Source organism: Fructilactobacillus sp. X2R5C3 (genome assembly GCF_059901325.1).
Genome location: NZ_JBWXUY010000001.1, coordinates 417,464 through 433,103 on the forward strand (window position 1 = coordinate 417,464; position 15,640 = coordinate 433,103).

13 protein-coding genes are annotated in these 15,640 nt (G+C 40.4%); 3 read left to right on the forward strand and 10 right to left on the reverse strand.

The window, feature by feature from the left end:
- The first annotated feature begins 13 nt into the window (after positions 1-13).
- From AC6UDE_RS02045 to AC6UDE_RS02055, 3 genes are all read left to right on the forward strand, one after another.
- A complete protein-coding gene (locus AC6UDE_RS02045; protein ID WP_500696485.1) occupies positions 14-3,007 on the forward strand; it encodes a pectate lyase-like adhesive domain-containing protein in 2,994 nt (997 codons plus the stop codon).
- 85 nt (positions 3,008-3,092) lie between these two features.
- A complete protein-coding gene (locus AC6UDE_RS02050) occupies positions 3,093-4,139 on the forward strand; it encodes a WxL protein host-binding domain-containing protein (protein ID WP_500696486.1) in 1,047 nt (348 codons plus the stop codon).
- 134 nt (positions 4,140-4,273) lie between these two features.
- Complete coding sequence (locus AC6UDE_RS02055; RefSeq protein ID WP_500693465.1) at positions 4,274-5,080, forward strand: alpha/beta hydrolase; 807 nt, start codon at positions 4,274-4,276, stop codon at positions 5,078-5,080.
- Positions 5,081-5,129: 49 nt separating this feature from the next.
- Here AC6UDE_RS02055 and AC6UDE_RS02060 read toward each other — a convergent pair whose 3' ends face one another.
- The 10 genes from AC6UDE_RS02060 to AC6UDE_RS02105 all read right to left on the reverse strand — a co-directional run bounded on the left by AC6UDE_RS02060 (position 5,130) and on the right by AC6UDE_RS02105 (position 15,594).
- Positions 5,130-5,297, reverse strand: a complete 168-nt coding sequence (locus tag AC6UDE_RS02060; RefSeq protein WP_010022596.1) for a hypothetical protein — start codon at positions 5,295-5,297, stop codon at positions 5,130-5,132.
- Positions 5,298-5,335: 38 nt separating this feature from the next.
- On the reverse strand, positions 5,336-7,264 hold the full coding sequence (locus AC6UDE_RS02065; protein WP_500696487.1) for a M13 family metallopeptidase: 1,929 nt from the start codon (positions 7,262-7,264) through the stop codon (positions 5,336-5,338).
- Positions 7,265-7,355: 91 nt separating this feature from the next.
- On the reverse strand, positions 7,356-8,264 hold the full coding sequence (locus tag AC6UDE_RS02070; RefSeq protein WP_500693467.1) for a glycine betaine ABC transporter substrate-binding protein: 909 nt from the start codon (positions 8,262-8,264) through the stop codon (positions 7,356-7,358).
- On the reverse strand, positions 8,264-9,145 hold the full coding sequence (locus AC6UDE_RS02075) for an ABC transporter permease (RefSeq protein ID WP_500693468.1): 882 nt from the start codon (positions 9,143-9,145) through the stop codon (positions 8,264-8,266). The genes AC6UDE_RS02070 and AC6UDE_RS02075 overlap by 1 nt, the downstream gene beginning before the upstream one ends.
- A complete protein-coding gene (locus AC6UDE_RS02080; RefSeq protein WP_500696488.1) occupies positions 9,145-10,353 on the reverse strand; it encodes a quaternary amine ABC transporter ATP-binding protein in 1,209 nt (402 codons plus the stop codon). Before AC6UDE_RS02080 ends, AC6UDE_RS02075 begins: the two co-directional genes overlap by 1 nt.
- A 205-nt stretch (positions 10,354-10,558) precedes the next feature.
- Positions 10,559-11,263, reverse strand: coding sequence for a VIT1/CCC1 transporter family protein (locus AC6UDE_RS02085; RefSeq protein ID WP_500693470.1), 705 nt, complete (start codon positions 11,261-11,263; stop codon positions 10,559-10,561).
- Between the two features lie 11 nt (positions 11,264-11,274).
- Positions 11,275-11,964, reverse strand: coding sequence for a VIT1/CCC1 transporter family protein (locus AC6UDE_RS02090; protein ID WP_500696489.1), 690 nt, complete (start codon positions 11,962-11,964; stop codon positions 11,275-11,277).
- A 158-nt stretch (positions 11,965-12,122) separates the two neighbouring features.
- Positions 12,123-12,647, reverse strand: coding sequence for a Fur family transcriptional regulator (locus tag AC6UDE_RS02095; protein WP_500696490.1), 525 nt, complete (start codon positions 12,645-12,647; stop codon positions 12,123-12,125).
- A gap of 84 nt (positions 12,648-12,731) precedes the next feature.
- The gene (locus AC6UDE_RS02100; RefSeq protein ID WP_500696491.1) at positions 12,732-13,229 is read right to left on the reverse strand and encodes a GNAT family N-acetyltransferase; all 498 of its coding nucleotides are present in this window, start codon (positions 13,227-13,229) and stop codon (positions 12,732-12,734) included.
- Entirely contained in the window at positions 13,216-15,594 is a 2,379-nt protein-coding gene (locus AC6UDE_RS02105; RefSeq protein ID WP_500696571.1) for an ATP-dependent DNA helicase, read from the reverse strand. Before AC6UDE_RS02105 ends, AC6UDE_RS02100 begins: the two co-directional genes overlap by 14 nt.
- Between the last annotated feature and the right edge of the window lie 46 nt (positions 15,595-15,640).

Consider the following 15,640-nt stretch of genomic DNA (forward strand, 5'->3'; position numbering starts at 1 on the left):
GGAGGAATGAACGGTGAAAAAGGATAAATGGATCCAACGAGTAATTCTCGGTGGAGTGACCATATTATTTATAGTGGCTTGTACGATCCTATTCTTATATACAACGAGTTCAAATCGTTCTGCTTCAGTAAAGGCCGAAAGTAATCCTCAAACAGCTAGTTCATCAGCTAGTCATGCTCATTCTGCTAGTCAAAGTAGTTCGTTTAAAAAGACAAGTTCAACTAGTAATAATCCAGATCAGGCGTCATCTGTAAACGACCAGAAAACAAAAACCTCAAGTAACCATGATATGGACCAAAAGAGCGTTAAGTACACACAATTGATGCAAGAAAGTCAGAATGACGAAAGTGATTTTAAGGCTGGTAAGTACGTGCCAGCCACTAAGTTGTCGGCTACGCAAATTAAAACGGCTAATTTATCGACTGTCTCGGTGGGCGACTGGAGTAGTTTTGTTGCGGCCATCCAGAATTCAAACGTCGATCATATTTTAATTGCAAATGATTTTGCCGCTCCTGATACCGGAATGCGACAGGTCCAGGCTGCTTCTCGTCTAAGTGGCAATCTGGTGGTCGACGGACAAGTTACCACTTCTAATAGTAATCCGGACGATCAACACGTTAATGGTCCAACGGTTGATTTAGGCGGTAATAGTTTTGATTGGCATGGAAATAATGGAAGCAATTCGAATGGGACATCCCAGTTTTCAGACGTTCAGGTTAACAACTTGAACGTGTATGGTGGTAATTATTATGGGATGTTTTGTGATAGCAACGGTGGAATTCATGGTGATGTACAAACTTACACCAATTATTCGTATACTGGTTCTCAACCGTTTGTTAACTATGGTGGATTAGACGTTTTAAAGGGCCAAATCCGGTTGAACCAGGTTAATCGGTATTCAGCGATGGGGCGAACTAATACTAATATTTCCTTTGGTGGTCAACAACTAATGGAAGCATGTGCATTGTGGATTGCCGATAGTAATGACAGTTCCAATCCAACTAACGTTAAAACCACCAGTAATAACAATGCTTCGCTTCCTAATTTTGAAATTGGTGACTGGGGAGACGAGCGATGGGATCAGCGGATTCAAAATGTTCCCACTAATCCTAATACTGGTCAACCGTTTAGTCTGGGACAAATTGCGATTGGTAATAATGTCAATGTCAATATGGATGCGACCGCTAAAAACTCGGTTGGTGGTGGTAATAGTGGTAACTCAGGTCAAACTTCTGGATTTGATCTGGGACGTGGCAATAATCAAAATGACTTTAGTATTGGCAATTATTCCAAGGTTAATATTGATATGACGCCTGGTCATACGGCCATCACTTCCTATAATCGGTCCAATAATAGTGCTCAGTCTGGCATTAACATTGGGAGTTCAACTTTAACGGTCAATAGTAATCATGGTTACGGGAGTCCAGCAACTAATCGTCCGGGCATATTTGCTAACGGGGACATTACCTTTGCTCCTAATCAGGTTGCTGGACTTGACCCAGGTTCTGATCAACAGCCAACCTTAAACATTGATAAAAATGTTCAAAATAATGATTCAAGAATGGCAATTCAGTCGCTAACTGGGAACGTTGATTTACGTAAACTGGGGTATGGCGATCTGCGGATGAGTAATTATAGTCATCCGGTTAATGAACCAATTATTTCGGTTAATCGCGGTCGTACAACCGGGAGCGGACAAATTGAGTTTGGTGCTAATCAACCATTCTCAGCTTGGAACTTAATTAATTCTGATAATGACGGTTCGCCTCAGTGGAGCTGGGAACAATCACCGGCTAGTGGCTGGTCGTATCCAAATGATACCTTTCAACCCACTTCGTTTGATCCATATCAATACTCTCGTTTAAAGGTGGGGACTTCCCAGTCCGAAGGTAACCTGCAGTTTGACCATTCATTAAATGATGCAAGGGATTCGAAGTACTCGTACCAGATTGACGGAACCGTCACGGATGACAACGGTGCTCCCTATGCAGATGCGTATGTTAGTTTAACTGGTGATCCGAATATCCAACCCAATGTTGGTAACAACGATAGTATCCCAAATGATGGTTACGCCTTTGGATATCCAATGTTTCAACCCAAAGCTCCTGATAATATTTCCAAAAGGGAGTACGTCGCTAAGACTGATTCTAACGGGCACTTCAATTATACGTTGCCTAAAAAGAACGGACAGCAAACCTACCTGACTGCGAACGAAACCATTACGGCTTTTGCCGCTGGATATAATGATTCCAGTTGGTTTTACACGAAGGAGACCCCAGAACCAGTTGACGGTGTTAATAGCCCAGGGGTGATTAATCCATATCAACCGCAAACACAGGATGACAATGGCTTTCCACAAAATGTCGATCCGGGTGACCAAGTCGCGGGAGCTAACAACCCTGCTGACAATAATGATCCGGCAATGTTAAGACTCGACGCAGTTCCTCAAAGCATGCAATTTAACATGAACGGTGGGAATGCGTCACCGATTAATGGTCATTTGGCGGTTCCAATTTCTGAGCAGGGAACTTCGTTAGCTTACAATCCAAATAGTTCGAAGCCGGGGATCTTTACCCAGTTTACTAATTCTGTTGGTAGCGAAATAAATGATGACGGTTGGAACTTATCGGTTACGGCTACAGCAAATGATAATCAAGGAAACCTGTTAAATGATGCATCGTTACTTTTGGGTGGGTCCCCACTTGGTGATGGTTTTCTCCAAGAATTAAGTACCCCAAGTGGCATGGGACTTACGCAGTGGAATAAAACGGGAAACAATCTTTCCGACCTCATTAACTTTAATGGACAGGAAACCCCGATTGTCTCAAGTAATGATGTGAGTTTAGATAATTCAACCTATCAGACATTTTGGAATTTGGATAACATTAAATTGAACCTAGATGAAGAAGTTTTAAGGGATAATAAAGCGGGCCTTGGTGGCAATTCACAGAACTCTAGTGGAACGCTGACTTGGAACTTGTCTCACGGGCCTTCTGAGGGCGACTAATGATTAAGACGATGATAATTTAAGAATTGTTGTCGTCTTTTGTGCGTAATGAATGATTAAACTTGGAAATTGGAGTGGCGTTATAATGAAAGTAGTTCAAAGATTAATGGTGATGATGGTTGCACTCGGTGCTTTTGTTCTTTTCTTCTTACTTGGAAGTGTTTTTACCCAGGCCGATACACAAAATCAGGTCCCACTGGAAGTTCTTCCTCAGATTAAAGATGTGAAAGGCCAACAAAAAAGGGCTGATTATTTCGATATTAAGGCAACTCCTGGGATGAAACAACAGCTAAAAATCAAATTGATTAACCGAAGCACTAACATGCCATTAAAGGTTAAATTGGGAGTTAATCCCGCTACTACTTCTGGAGCTCCTACGATTAGTTACGCTAATAAAGAGAAAACTAATAACCGTCAATTTCCGATTGAGAAGTTGGTAACTTTTGCTAAAACTTCCGATCAGTCGGTTTCACTTCAACCGCAACAAAAGCAAACCGTTGTTTTAAATCTAAATGTTCCGAATGACAGGCGATTTCAAGACTTCAAGGGAACCATTCTTGGTGGCCTTTACGTTGTCGAAGATAATGGCAACCAGTCGTCATCACCAGTCAATTCACTGTATTCATATTCGGTTGGAATTCAGTTAAAACACGGAAAACAACCTGCTAACATCAAAATGAATGGGATTAAGATGCTGAATGCTAGTAATCCTAATTTGATGGAAGTCAAGTTATCAAATGACAGGGCGGCGGTGCTTGGAAAAACCAAGATTAAGACTGACGTTACACCGATTAACAGTATGAATGCTTTAGACTCACATACAACTTTTGATGCCGTAATCGCGCCTAATAGTTCGTTTAATTACCTGGTTCCTAAGTCCGCTAACCAATTACCGAACGGACGCTATTTGCTTCACTTAAAAATTATTTCTAATGATCCTCAATTTAAGGGAACTAAGGTCTGGAACTTTACGCGTGGGTTTACTGTCAATAACCCAATTTCAGCGACTCATTCAATAAATAAAGCGGTTTCAAAGAGCATCTTCTGGTTGGTTATGTTAATATTGTTGTTGGGTATCATTGGTATCTGTCTTTATTTCTTTTTTGCCGGAAGAAAACAAGATGAGCTATAAATCTAATAAGACTATGTTTCATACACAATTGTGTATTATTATTTGGAAACCGGTGCTTGCGTGTTCCGGATTTTTTGTGCGGGATTTTTGTGTCACTGGGATTCTTAATTTATGAACAAAGGAAGAGTGATTTTTTGGAAAAAGCAGCAAAGAAAAACATTTTTTTATTTGCGATTGGAATTGCCATTGTTGTGGCTGGTTTTCTTTTTATTGAATTTGGGATCAACGTTGATGGTGTAAAGCGTGGCGAACACACCCCCATTTTATTTGTATCAGACCTAAATAAAACTTCCAAGGCTGCTAACCACCTGACGGTTACTTCTAGTCGTGAGGGCGGCGAGTATGCCATGAAGATTAATGTTTATCCGGACGGTAAGATTTATTACCATCCTAACGGAAATGTACACGCTAAGTATCCGATTATCAAGGTCAACTTTACCGACAATACTGCTTCCACGGTAATTCAGGCGAAGTGGCTGAATGAGATTCTCGTTCATTTAAATCATAAGTACCATTATCAACAATATAATGCTTTAGGATTTGGTTCTGGGAGTCTAACGATTTATCAGAACGCCGTGGCATATGGTCAAGAATCGAATCATATGCGACTGACCAAGTTCATATCAATTGGTGGACCATACAAGGGCATCATGCCTGTAACTGATGTTATGAACCATCGCTATCCGAAAGTTAGTGAATTAAAGGATGCCTCTAAGAGTTTTCCGAAAGGTGTGAGTGTCCTCAACGTTTACGGACAATTGAGCAAGACAAATAAATCTGACGGACGAGTTACTACTTCGTCTGCTCGTGAATTAAGAAAGCTTGTCCCGGGCTCTGACTATCAGGAAATTAAAGTAAGCGGCAGATCAGGTCAACACAGTAAGTTATTAAACAATCAGATGGCTTCAAGAATTATTGAAAGATTCCTGTTCGCTGAATAATCAAACAAAAGCGAGATCACAAATTAATGTGATCTCGCTTTTGTTTTAATTAGAGTTGGTTAACGACACCTTTTTCAACGGCACGGCTTAATGCTTGAAGTTCGTTAATCTTTGATTCAATGAGGTATTGACCCTTAACTTCACTCTTGTCTTTAGCATCTTGTAATTGTTGGTCTAAGAATTGAATTTGTTTATCGATATAATCAGTAAGTTTCATATTATGCACTCCCATCTGTTCTATTTTTCACTTACATCCTACCAGATTTGAACTCGTTTATCAGGTTTTAAGTACATCTGATCTTTGGCGGTTACGTCAAAAGTTGTGTAAAAGTCATCAAGATTCTTAACTTGAACAGATGCCCGAAGTGGGGCAGGTGCATGCACGTCAATTGATAGTAATAGATTTTGGTATTCTGGGGTGGCTTTCATCCGCCAAATCCGACCCCAGTTGGTAAAGAACTGGTATAAGTCAGTATTATCACCATTTTTAGCGGCTTCTTCAGCACAGCTAAGACCACCCGCATCAGCGATATTCTCTGAAACGGTCAATTTACCGTTAACTTTACCACCCGCAAATGGAATGCCATTGAATTCGTCAATCATTTTCTGGGCTAACTTGGAGAAGTGTTCGTGATCGGACTTGGTCCACCAATTATTCAGGTTACCATACTGGTCGAATAAAGAACCATTATTGTCAAAGGCGTGTGAAATTTCATGAGCCATAACCGCTCCGATTCCGCCATAATTAGCGCTTTCGGGTTGATCTAAACTGTAAAATGGTGCTTGTAGGATGGCAGCCGGGAAGACAATGATGTTTTTAAAGGGGTGATAGTAAGCATTCACGGTGTTGGCACTCATTTCCCAACGTTCTCGTTCCACTGGTTTGTTCCACTTTGAGAATTCGTCTTGGTTGGCAATTTTTTCAAAGTTAAGTAGGTTACTTAAAACCGTGCCACCATCTTTTTCCTCGGTAACGTGAAATTTCTTGTAAAGCGGATCTAGTTCATCAGGATATCCGACTTGAACTCCAAGGGTAGAAAGCTTTTTAGTTGCCATCTTCTTAGTGTCGTCGCTTAACCATTGGTTGTTTGAAAGTCGGTTTTTATATACGTCGATCATACTATCAACCATTTGATGAACGTCAGCTTTGGCTTTTTCACCAAAGTATTTTTTACCGTAGTAGTCACCAACCACTTGATCAAAAGTTCCTGATGCAAGGTAGTAAGCGGCCTTCTTTTTATTAGTGGCTTCCTTCTTGCCTGAGAGCGATCTACTATAGGTCCCACCAACTACCCGGAATTCGTCTGAGAGAGCACCACTGTACCCATTAAGTGTCTTTACAAGCATCCAGTCCTTCATAAGCTGGAAGTGAGATGAAGTTAAAAGTTCGGAAAGATTACTAAAGAATTGGGGTTCGGTGACGATGATCTTTTCAGGAAGGGTACCAACTAATTGGTTAATGGCTTCCTTTAGGTTCAAGGCATTGGTTGACCGAGCTAATTCGTCGGTACTTTCTGGGTTGTACATTTTACTGTAGTCAGCAGCTTCTTCAGCTGACTTGACGTTTGGGGCGATTAAGCGATCAAATTCAACCGCATTTTCAACGATCTTTTGACTGTCGTTCTCACTATATCCAGCCATTTCAAATAACTTGGTGGTCATTTTAATGAAGATTGGCATTAAGGTTTTGGCCGCTTCATTATCTTTTTCGTAGTAAGTTTTATCTGGCATAAAAAGGGAAGGTCCACTCGCAAAGAGGGCGTTCACTTTCGCATTCTTCATGTCAGGATCAAGTCCCAATGAAAATGGGGTTGGGAGTCCAGAAAGGATCCAATCGGGGAGCTGATCGTTTAAATCATTGTAATTTTCCAGATTACTGATTCGGTCAAGGACTGGCTTTAAAGGCTTAACACCATCTTCATCACGCTTTTTGAAATTATTAGTCATGTTATAGAACTTTTTGTATTCCTCGAGTTCAGGGGTTTTAGCAGGTAACTTTCCACTTGATAGGTCGGCTGAATCCTTCATTAAGGTCTTGTCGATATCATCAACTAGATCCATGAAACCACCGGTTGACGAGTGATCAGACGGGATGGTTGCTTGTTTAATCCATGCTCCATTAATGGCGTCATAGAAGTCGGTTTTTAGTTCCGACTTATCAATTGGAAATTCTTTGTTAGTCATAGTCATTGTCCTTTCGAATTTTTTCTCATAATTAAATGGTATCAAAAAAGTCCCATGAATGTTGTTCATGAGACTCATTTTTTTCGATTATTTATTTTTTTAGGTCTTCAATTGAGTTAACGTTCTTCATGTACTTCGGAACAGCTAAGCCAACTTTAGCCTTGTCAATACTGGTACCAACGATTTCAACGTTGTTTTTGTACTTCTTGTACATCGGTGCCATCGTTGTTGGCAACCAACCAGCAGTTGAAGCATCGGCCGATCCAGTTGAAAGGGCCGTCCACATTGGTTGAGCTTCCATTGCTGAAAGGGTTGGTTTATAACCCTTCATCCGTAGCAGTTGAGCAACCACGTTGGATGATGACAATTCAGAATCCCAGGAAACGAGGACCAGTTTAACGGGTTGACCGTGTCCCTCAGGAACACCGTTAAGCCACTGTTTAACTAGTTCGGGGTGTTTATTGATGAATTCTTTTGATGCTTTTTCAGCATTTTCACCCTTATCAATCTTAAACATGACTTCACTCATTAATTCGTCGTTCCAGTGGAATTGTCTGAGAAGTTTTGTTGCTCCAGGATTTTTCTTTTCAAATCCCTTGTGGATGATAGTTTGAATGTGTTCACCCTTACCATAAGCGTTCTTTGGATCTTTTAAGAACTTGATGGGATACTTTTGAAACATCCAGTGCGGGGTCCAACCAGTAATTACGATTGGTTGTTTGTACTTGAGCGCTTTATCAAGAGATGAAAGCATGGCAGCAGTAGAACTAGCCTGAAGTTGCCATTTTTCCTTCTTAAGTCCATAGGTGTTTAACGCCTTGGTGGTTGATGACATGATTCCGGCTCCGGAATCAATTCCGGTTATTGTGTAGTTAACTTGTGGTCCAACTTTAGCGTTGGGATTGTACTTTGGTGGATTTACACTACATGCGGTTAGAGTTACCGCTAAGAGTAACGCGGAAGTGATTCCTAGAATCCATTTTGTAAATTTTTTATTCATTATTTATTTGCTCTTGCATCAGCTTTATTGGCACCACCAAGGCCTTTACTGATTTTATCAAGAACAATGGCAAGAATAACGATTGCGATACCAGCTGCAAAACCAGTACCCACATCATTTCTACCAACGGCAAAGTAAACGGCTTCTCCAAGCCCCATTGTCCCGATCATTGAAGCAATAACTACCATTGAGAGGGCAAGCATGATTCCTTGATTAATCCCCGACATAACGGTTGGTTTTGCTAGTGGGAACTGGACTTTGAAGAGTTTTTGCCATGCGGTACAACCAAATGATTCTGATACTTCAAGGTATTCACTTGGGACTTGTCTAATTCCAAGGTTGGTCATGTTGACGATTGGTGGAATTGAGAAGATTACGGAAGCAAATACACCAGGAACTTGACCGATTCCGAATAAAGCAACGGCAGGGATCAAGTAAACAAAGGCTGGCATGGTTTGAAGAAATGACATGATTGGACTCACAATGGTTTCCACAATTTTACTTTTAGCCATCCAGGTTCCAAGTGGAACTCCAATGATGACGATTAAAAGACAAGTTGTCAGAACCAAGTCCAAAGTTTGAGTCATGTCACGCCAGTATCCTTGGTTCCAGATTAAAAGGAAGCCAAGAAGTTCAAAGAGCATGAAGCCCCAGTGCTTTGTTTTGCGAAATAAGAACCATGTTCCAAGTAGGATAATGACAATAAACAACCAAATTGGGATAATGTCAAAAACCCATTGGATTCCGTTCATAACGGTATTTAAGAAAAGCGTAATTGCATTAAAGAAACCAGCAAATCCAGTTAACCAAGCAAAAAAGTCATTGACCCACTTGGCAATGGGAATTGCACCAATGCTAGCGATAGATAACAAACTATTCATTAGTTATCTCCTCCTTTCTTCGTAGCCATGGCATCAAGAACGGCACTTCTTAAAATAATACCCTTCAGATGTTTTTCGTCATCAACCACCGCGTATGGGATTGGTGATTTAGAGATGGCATTGAACAAGTCACCGATTGGTGTACTTGGAGCAGTAGTTGGAACATTTGTTTTTAATGCGATGTGAAGATCTTTTTCGTGTTTATCAATCATTTCGTTGACGTCATCAGCGTCGACAATTCCAACGAAGTGGTCTTGTGAATCAACAACAAAGATACTTGAGATTTGGTCTTCCTTCATCCGACGAAGGGCTAACTTAGGACCGTCTTTTTCGATATTAACGGTATTTGGCTTAACCATGACGTTGTATGCGGTAAGAATCTTAGAACGATCAACGTTTTCGATGAATTTCTTAACGTAATCATTTTTAGGATGATCAAGTAAGTCTTCTGGTGTATCAACTTGAATGACGTCGCCATCGTGCATCATCATGATCCGATCACCAACTCTTAGTGCTTCATTTAGGTCATGACTGATAAAGATAATGGTTTTATGCAACTTCCGTTGTAGTTCCAATAATTCATTCTGCATTTCCCGCCGATTCAATGGGTCAAGAGCTGAGAAAGCTTCGTCCATCAAAAGAATATCAGGATCATTAGTGATGGCACGTGCTAAACCAACTCGTTGTTGCATTCCACCAGATAGTTCAGTTGGATAACTATCGTCGTATCCGTGAAGACCCACCATCTCTAGTGATTCGTGGGCCTTTTTTTCACGTTCTTCTTTGTCAACGTCTTGAACTTCAAGTCCAAAAGCAGCATTTTCAAGGATGGTACGGTTAGGAAGTAAGCCAAAACCTTGAAATACCATACTCATTTTTTTACGACGAAGGTTAAGTAATTGTTTCTTATCAAACTTCATGATGTCTTCTCCATCTAAGTAGATGGATCCAGAAGTAGGGTCAATCAAGCGATTAAACATTCTTAACATGGTTGACTTACCCGAACCAGATAGTCCCATGATAACGAAAATTTCGTTGTTTTTAATTGAGAAGTTAGCATTATCAACTCCAACTGTACTACCAGTTTCTTCAAGAATTTGAGCCTTATCTTCTCCCTTAGATAAAAGTTCTTGTGCTTTTTTAATATGAGGACCAAAGATTTTAGTGATGTGATCAACTTTGATTTTTTCATTATTATTTTGAGCCACAGAACTCCTCCTTTCGATTAACACTGACAATTAAAGTAAAAATATCTACATTAACCAACTTAACAAGTACAACCGTATATGTCAACTTTTCTACCATTTATAAAGCGCGGCACACCGGTTTTTACGGGTTCTATGTCCTTACTCTGATGTAGGTTCTCGTAATGTAATTTTATTTTAAAATTAATGTTAAAAGATGAGAAATGTGTTAGAAGAATTGTCCGATCCCATAGTGAATGATCATGGTAATGATTCCCACGATGACGTTTCTAATTACCGCAATCTTCACCAGACCATTCCCAAGTTCGGCACTTAAGAATCCGGTGATAGCTACAGCAATGATGACAGCGATGATAGTTCCAGGCCACTGAAGTCCGACGGGAAGCAGCGTCATGGCAAGTAGTGGGAGAATTCCACCAAGTGCAGCAGAACACAGCGACGAGAAAGCGGCACTCCACGGACTTAGATATTTCCCTAACTGAAGGTCATATTTGACGCTCACTACCGTTTCAAGCGGTTTTTTTGATAATAAATCCTTTGCAATTTTAGTTGCCGTTTCTTTACTAACCCCACGGCTCATGTAAAATTGAACGACACTTGCCATTTCATCATCGAAATTGGTTTTTAAAAGCTTGCTTTCGGTTTTAACGGCCGCTTCCTCAGTGTCACGTTGTGAACTTACCGAAGCATATTCTCCTCCTGCCATTGAAAAGGCACAGGCAAGTAGATCCGATAGTCCGGCAATGAAAATGGTGAGGGGATTCGTAGTAGCTACGGCAACTGAAAAAAGGACTCCAACGACGGTGAGAATTCCATCATTTGATCCGAGAACGCCAGCACGGAGATTGTTCAATTTCTCATCCATGGTATTGTCGTTATTATCTTTTAGTTGTTTCTTTAAATGAAGACGCATCTGCTTACCTCCTAAAATGCTAATCCGACTAAACGACCAACAAGATAGGCAACGGTCATGGTTACTAACCCCGAAATGACGTTTCGTATTAGTGATTTAGTCCGGTTAGCGTTTCCAAGAATGGCAGCAACGTATCCGGTGATTGAAAGTGCCAAGACGATGGCAATGTAGGTCCCAAGCACGCGATATTGCGCTGGTGCAACGAAAATGGTTACCAGGGGAAGAATTGATCCAGTTGGAAACGAGATCATTGATGCGATGGCAGCGGCATAAGGATTAGTGAAATCATTTCGATCAAATGAATATTTTTCACGAACTACGGTAGTGAGGGGATCCTTTTGCATCATTTCGGAAGTAGCTCTTTCAGCCAGGGCGTTTGCCATTCCGGTTTTAAGGTACTTATTTTTAACGTAGTTAAACTCGTCATCATAATGATTTTTAAGGCCTTGTTTAACAAGATCAATTGCCTGACGTTGTGAATCTTTCTGGGTGTTAACCGAGACGTATTCTCCCATCGTCATGGATACCGTTCCAGCAAGCATTCCCGCTAAACCTGAAATTAGAATTGCCCAATTACTAGTTGATGCACCAGCGACCCCGAGGACAATTCCAGCAACCGATAGGATCCCATCATTGGCACCCATAACACTAGCCCGCAAAACGTTGATTTTCTGGGCAAGTGATGTTTTCATTTTTGACATAACTGACTCCTCCAGTTTATAATGATTATAATCTAGCTCAACTACTATTTTACCGCAATAACTTGACATAGTAAACACGAAAGAGAAATTAGGCATAAAAAAAGCACCATGAACAAATGTCATGGTGATCGATTTTTGAAATAAAATTAGTTTTTTAATTAGTCCTTTGATGAAGTTTTAGACATTTCAACAACTTTTTGGTTGTTGCTCTTGTTTTGACTCTGTTGGTCCTTTTCCTTTGCTTGACATTCTTTACAAATTCCATGAACTTCAACGTTTGAAACTGATGGATCAAATCCAACCTGTTTGGTTGCGTCCTGTAAGTCTTTATCAATTTGCTTGAACTTTGGATCATCAATATCAATAATTTTTCCACAGGTATCACAAATGGCGTGAAAATGGGGATGACTGTAAAAGTCATAGCGATATCCACCATCTGGATTTGGCAATTCAATCACGATTCTAAGCTTTTTAAATAAACGTAAGTTATTGTAAACAGTTGCCATACTTAGGTTGGGAAAGGTTTCTTCCAAAAAATGGAAGATGGTCTCAACCGAAGGATGGTTATTGTGATCGATAAGGTACTTTAAAATAATTTGTCGTTGCGGGGTAATTCGGACATTGTTACTTTTAAGAATGTTCATGGCTTTCCCATACGCTTCTTTCTTCTCTTTTTCATTCATAAATATGCACTCCCATACATTATAATGTTACTCTTTTATTTCAATAATCATTCTAGTAGCTTATGGAACACAATTCAACTGAAATCACTGAAATAATTGAAATCTAGCGGATTTCGGGGATCGGGCTACTTGAGAGAAACCTAATCTTTTTATTATACCTATAAGATTATGCTGATTATTATTTAATAGAATAGAGATGTTTGGCTGTTTTAATTCTTGAAAAGTAAACTTGATCATGTGATTTAATAATTCGGAAATTAGATCCGGAGCAATTCCGACCTCAAAGATAAAGTAAAACTGGGGTTGGTTATTGTCTAAATTACTGATGGCAAAGATTCCGAGTAGAGTATGAGTGTTTTTGTCCAACACTCCCCAAATCAGAGCCTGAGATTTCATGATTTTACGCATGTCAAGATTAACTAGATCGGCTGTTCTAGTGGGGTTATACTCACCATCCAGGCAAACATTGGCAATTGTGCGACCATTTAAGAGTGAGGTTATTTCGCCAAGATTCATGGTAGTCAGCCAATCCATTTCAAGGTGAGCGGTAAAAATTGGGTGGTAACTTTCAAGTTTCGTCATGGTTTTTCTCCTTTATATTATTCCAAAATTGTTTGATGTCATGCTCGAGTTCATGAGGGTTGTGAGTAATCTGATAATTTTTCCATTGTTGAGGATAAAGGTTTGTGTACCTTTTCTGGGTAAATCTTTGATCCATTAATACAACGATTCCCTGATCATGCTTACCACGGATGAGACGTCCGGCAGCCTGAAAAACGTTGTTTAAGCCCGGTAGCTGATAGGCATATTCAAATCCGTGACCATTTTCTGCATCAAAGTAGTCCCGAATCAGGTTGGTTTCTGGGTTAAGTCCTGGAAGTCCAACCCCAACAATTCCAACCCCAATTAATTTATCACCAACCAGGTCAATTCCCTCCGAAAAGATGCCACCAAGAAGGGCAAATCCGACAACAGGATGGTCGTTTGGTTGATTGAATTGATTGATAAAGCTGGAACGCGCTGCTTCGTTCATGCCGGCTTCTTGCTTGATTGTTTTAACCGTGGGGTGTTGTCTGTTAAATTCATCGTAGATTTTTTCTAGGTACACTCCTGATGGAACAAAGATCAGGTAGTTGCCGGCTTTCCCGCTGATCATTTTGTTGATGGTATCAACAATCTTAGAGATGCTTTGGTCACGTTTTTGAAACGTAGTATTGATGTAAGAGGTGATGATGATATTCTGGTTTGCTTTTGGAAACGGGGAGGGCAGTTGATACTTCAAACTATTGTCTTCGTCACCGAGAACCTTGGCATAGTAGTTCATCGGTGAGAGGGTGGCCGAAAACAACACTGCTCCGCCACCAAGATTAAGGGTCTCGGCTAGATTGTGACTTGGATCCATACAGAAGAGACGAACAGTCGTATTCTTACCATTGATGAGGATTCTCGTTTTGTAATTTGGACCATAGTACTCGTTGATTTTGAGGTATCCCGTACACTGAAAGAAAAAATCAAGCACCAAGTCCAGGTCATCACCGTCGTCTTGTTTTGCGATCCATTTCCGGAGGACCTTGACTACGTTAGTGACTGCTTTTGTAAATTTATCCAGTGGATCATCGAGTGCGACCTCGAATTTATGGTCTTTTCTTAATGGTTTGGCAATCATATTAAATTGACGTTTGAGTGATCGTAACTTGGTTAAGACCTTTGCGTTTTGTTCCTTGTTCTTTGATAGAAGCTTGATAACTTTTTCTAATGGTTCAGATGATAGTTCGGTTGAGTACATGTCACGGGAACGATCGACTAGGTTATGGGCCTCATCAATCAGGTAAAAATTCTGATAGTCTTGCACCTCAAAGAAGCGTTGAAGGTGGACCTGTGGATCAAATAAGTAATTGTAGTCACCAATGATAACGTCACAAAAAAGGCTGATATCAAGCGAGAATTCAAAGGGATCAAGTGTGTATTTTTTTGCGTACTTTTCCACCACGTCACGCGTGATCTGGTGATTATTTTTTAAAATATCCTTTAGGGCTGGTTTTAAGCGATCATAGTAGCCCAGCATATAGGGATTATCCTCTGGTGATTTGTCACGTTCATCATCAAACGTAATCTTGTCCTTAGCGGTAAGGGTAATGCTTCGAAGTCGTAATCCATGATTACTCATGAGATTAATGGCGTCTTCAGCAACTCGTCTAGTACTTTGTTTAGCCGTTAAGTAGAACACCTTTGAAATGAGATCATTTCCCATGGCTTTGATGGTGGGAAAGAGGGTTGAAATGGTTTTACCGGTTCCAGTTGGAGCTTCTGCAAACAGGTGGCGGTTGGAAGCGATGGTCTTGTATACTGCAGCTGCCAGTTCACGTTGACCCGTTCGATACGCTGGGAAGGGAAATTGAACTTTTTTGGCGGTAGTTCTTTTTTGTTCATTTAACTGGTCTTTAAGTTCGAGCCATTCTCCAAATTCGTGAATTAAGTTGTCAAAGAAACGTTTGGAATCTTCGTATGTAATTGAACGTTCCTTTTGCGTAATTTCTTCTTCGGGAGTTTGGACGTACGTCAGCTGCATGGTGACTGATTTAATGGAGGGGTCTTTTGTCATCAGCAAGTAGGCATACGCCTTTACTTGCCCCCAGTAAAGAATCATCTTGTTCTCTGGAATATCATTAAACTCGATGTCGGAGGTTTTGATTTCTTCGATGGTGGCTGATTTATCACTCATGATGACACCATCGGCACGACCGTGAACCAGAAAATCAGTCTGATTAACTTGGACTTTCTTTTCTAGATAGTATTCTTTTTCATAGTTACTAGGACGTTTCTTTTGAATTTTCCGGTGGATTTTAGTGCCAGCTTGAGCCGTGTTCAGACTACTAAGACTACTATTTAGATCTCCGCTTCGAAGTAAAAATTCAACGAGATCTCTGACTCCAACTTTGTTCACTATTTCCACCTCCTTTTTTCAATAAAAAAACAACTTCAAACGAAGTTGT

What these genes read in the sequence shown, in the direction of transcription:
- AC6UDE_RS02050 (WP_500696486.1), top strand. Translation starts at nt 3,093, where the DNA reads ATGAAAGTAGTTCAAAGATTAATGGTGATGATGGTTGCACTCGGTGCT.
- AC6UDE_RS02060 (WP_010022596.1), bottom strand. Translation starts at nt 5,297, where the DNA reads ATGAAACTTACTGATTATATCGATAAACAAATTCAATTCTTAGACCAA.
- AC6UDE_RS02065 (WP_500696487.1), bottom strand. Translation starts at nt 7,264, where the DNA reads ATGACTAACAAAGAATTTCCAATTGATAAGTCGGAACTAAAAACCGAC.
- AC6UDE_RS02070 (WP_500693467.1), bottom strand. Translation starts at nt 8,264, where the DNA reads ATGAATAAAAAATTTACAAAATGGATTCTAGGAATCACTTCCGCGTTA.
- AC6UDE_RS02075 (WP_500693468.1), bottom strand. Translation starts at nt 9,145, where the DNA reads ATGAATAGTTTGTTATCTATCGCTAGCATTGGTGCAATTCCCATTGCC.
- AC6UDE_RS02085 (WP_500693470.1), bottom strand. Translation starts at nt 11,263, where the DNA reads ATGCGTCTTCATTTAAAGAAACAACTAAAAGATAATAACGACAATACC.
- AC6UDE_RS02090 (WP_500696489.1), bottom strand. Translation starts at nt 11,964, where the DNA reads ATGTCAAAAATGAAAACATCACTTGCCCAGAAAATCAACGTTTTGCGG.
- AC6UDE_RS02095 (WP_500696490.1), bottom strand. Translation starts at nt 12,647, where the DNA reads ATGAATGAAAAAGAGAAGAAAGAAGCGTATGGGAAAGCCATGAACATT.
- AC6UDE_RS02100 (WP_500696491.1), bottom strand. Translation starts at nt 13,229, where the DNA reads ATGACGAAACTTGAAAGTTACCACCCAATTTTTACCGCTCACCTTGAA.